Annotated in this window: 2 protein-coding genes; one reads left to right on the top strand and one right to left on the bottom strand. The window is 73.6% G+C overall.

Annotated elements, in window-relative coordinates; genetic code table 11:
- Positions 1–226: 226 nt before the first annotated feature.
- Positions 227–1,543 (bottom strand): glucarate dehydratase family protein, encoded by a 1,317-nt coding sequence (locus CCN42_RS15950; RefSeq protein ID WP_086736378.1) that lies wholly within the window; start codon positions 1,541–1,543, stop codon positions 227–229.
- 78 nt (positions 1,544–1,621) lie between these two features.
- On the opposite strand from CCN42_RS15950, the gene CCN42_RS15945 reads away from it, so the two are divergent.
- Entirely contained in the window at positions 1,622–2,410 is a 789-nt protein-coding gene (locus CCN42_RS15945; RefSeq protein WP_086736377.1) for an IclR family transcriptional regulator, read from the top strand.
- The last annotated feature ends 217 nt before the right edge of the window (positions 2,411–2,627 follow it).

Below are 2,627 nucleotides of genomic sequence, written 5' to 3'. Positions count from 1 at the left end.
GCCGGCGGCGCGCAGCGCGGCGAGCGGGTCGATCTGGGCGGCGCGGCCCTTCCCGTGGGCGAGGGCCGTCACGGCGGAGGCGGTGGAGGCGGCGGACGCGTTCACGGTGCACTCCCTGAACGTGGTGCGGGTCAGGCCAGTGTGCACCACGGCACTGACGGCGCGTCTCCCCTTCCCCCCGGGACTACTCGACCAAGTCAAGTACGTCCCGCCCTCCCCTGCCCCACTACCAGCGGGGGCCGCGCGGCGCCTGCCACCCCGGCTCGGCGACGCGCATCGCCGCCGCGTCGTCCCGGTCCCGCAGCGTGCCGTCGTCCCGCGCCCAGCGGCCGTGCAGGAAGGCCAGCCGGTCGCGGTCCAGCTCCACGCCGAGCCCGGGGGCGTCGGGGACGCGCACGGCGCCCTCCTCGAAGGCCAGGCGTGCGGTGAGGACGTCCTCGGACTGCCAGGGGTAGTGGGAGTCGCAGGCGTGGTTGAGGCCGGGCACGGTGGCCGCCACGTGGGTCATCGCGGCGAGGGAGATGCCGAGGTGGGTGTTGGAGTGCATGGACACGCCGACGCCGAAGGCCCGGCAGACGGCGGCGAGCTGCTGGGTGCGGCGCAGTCCGCCCCAGTAGTGGTGGTCGGAGAGGACCACCTGGACGGCGTCCCGGGTGAAGGCCTCCTTGATCTCGGCGAACGTCGTCACGCACATGTTGGTGGCGAGCGGCACGGCGGTGCCCGCGGCGACCTCGGCCATGGCGGCCGTACCGGTCGTGGGGTCCTCCAGGTACTCCAGGACGTCCGCCAGCTCGCGGGCCACCTTCAGCGAGGTCGGCACGGACCAGGCGCCGTTGGGGTCGAGCCGCAGCGGCTGCCCGGGGAAGGCGTCGGCGAGGGCGTGGACGGCGGCGATCTCCTGGTCCGGCGGGAAGACGCCGCCCTTGAGCTTGAACGAGGCGAACCCGTACCGCTCCGTGAAGCGGCGCGCCTGGGCCACGATGCCCGCCGGGTCGAGGGCGGCGCCCCAGTCGTCGGGCTCGGCGGCGACGCCCGCGGGGTGGTCCGCCCACTTGTAGAACAGGTAGGCGCTGTACTCGACGGCGTCCCGCACCTTGCCGCCGAGCAGGGCGTGCACCGGCAGGCCGAGGGCTTTGCCGAGGGCGTCGAGGCAGGCGACCTCGAAGGCGGAGACGACGGACAGCCGCAGCTTGTCCGCGGTCTGCACGCCGCGCAGTCCGCCGACGTCAACCGCTCCGTCCACCCGCGCGGCGTCCACGGCGAGCCGGTCGGCGAGGCGGGACAGGCCGTTGAGATCGTCGACGCGGTGGCCGCGCAGCAGCGCGGCGAGGGGGCGGGCGAGGTCCAGGTACTTGGTGTCGCCGTAGGTCTCCCCGAGCCCGGTGATGCCCTCCTCGGTGATCACTTCCACGATCAGCCGGGGGGTGTAGGGCTGGTGCACGCCCTGGGTGTTGAGCAGCGGCGGGTCGGCGACGAGCACGGGTGTCAGCGCCACCCGGGCGATCCGGAGGTCGTCACGGGACACGGCATCCCCCACGGTCATCCCGTCTGTCTCCCTGCGTAGACGACGTTCCCGTATGAAGATAGCGGCCCGGGCCGGACCCCGCACTACCATCTCCTCATGCCCGAGTCAGGCGGCGGCGGTGTCCGCGAGGTGAAGTCGGCCGCACGCACGGTCGAGCTGCTGGAACTGCTCTCCGCGCGCGGCGACCGCCCGGCGCGGCTCCAGGAGCTGGCGGACGAACTCGGCGTCCCCCGCAGCTCGATGTACGCCCTGCTGCAGACGCTGATCTCGCGCGGCTGGGTGCGCACGGACATCACCGGCTCGCTCTACGGCATCGGCATCCGCGCCCTGCTGACCGGCACCGGCTACCTCGACTCCGACCCGCGCGTACGGCTCGTACGGCCCTGCCTGGACGAGGCGTCGGACGCGCTGGGCGAGACGATCCACCTGGGCCGGCTGGACGGCGCGGACGTGGCCTATCTGGCGACCCGGGAGTCGCACGAGTACCTGCGCACGATCAGCAGGGTCGGGCGCCGGCTCCCCGCGCACGCGTGCGCCCTGGGCAAGGCGCTGCTCGCCGAACGCCCCGACGGCCTGCTCCCGCAGGGGCCGTACCGGGCCCTGACGCCCCGTACCCACACCACCCGGGCATCCCTCGCGGCCGACCTGGCGGAGGTGCGGGCGCGCGGCCACTCGGTCGACCGGGAGGAGGGCGTGCCCGGGATCGTCGGGTTCGGGTTCGCGCTGCGGTACGACGCCCCCGCCCAGGACGCCGTCAGCTGCTCGGTGCCGGTGGCCCGGCTGACGCCGGAGCACGAGGAGCGGATCGTGGCCGTCATGCGCGAGATCCGGGCGAAGATCGAGGCGACGGCACCGACGGCAGGGGGCGCGGTGCACTGGCGCTAACAGTGCTTTCACCCGAGAAACCGGGGCCGTTTACCCGGCTTCCCGCACCCTAAACCGAAGAGTGTCCCGGATCACACCCCCCGCGCTTCTTCGGGTCTCCGCGTGCTTGATACAAATTGCCCGCGCGCTCGTTCCTGTCCGTCGACGGCCTGCGCCCCTCCCCCCCGTTCTCAGCTTCTTCCGCATGCCCAGGAACGCCCGTGTCCTCCCCCCGCAC

It is taken from the genome of Streptomyces glaucescens (assembly GCF_002154375.1).
GTDB classification, from domain to species: Bacteria; Actinomycetota; Actinomycetes; order Streptomycetales; family Streptomycetaceae; genus Streptomyces; species Streptomyces glaucescens.
This window is presented reverse-complemented; position numbering and strand designations above follow the sequence as displayed.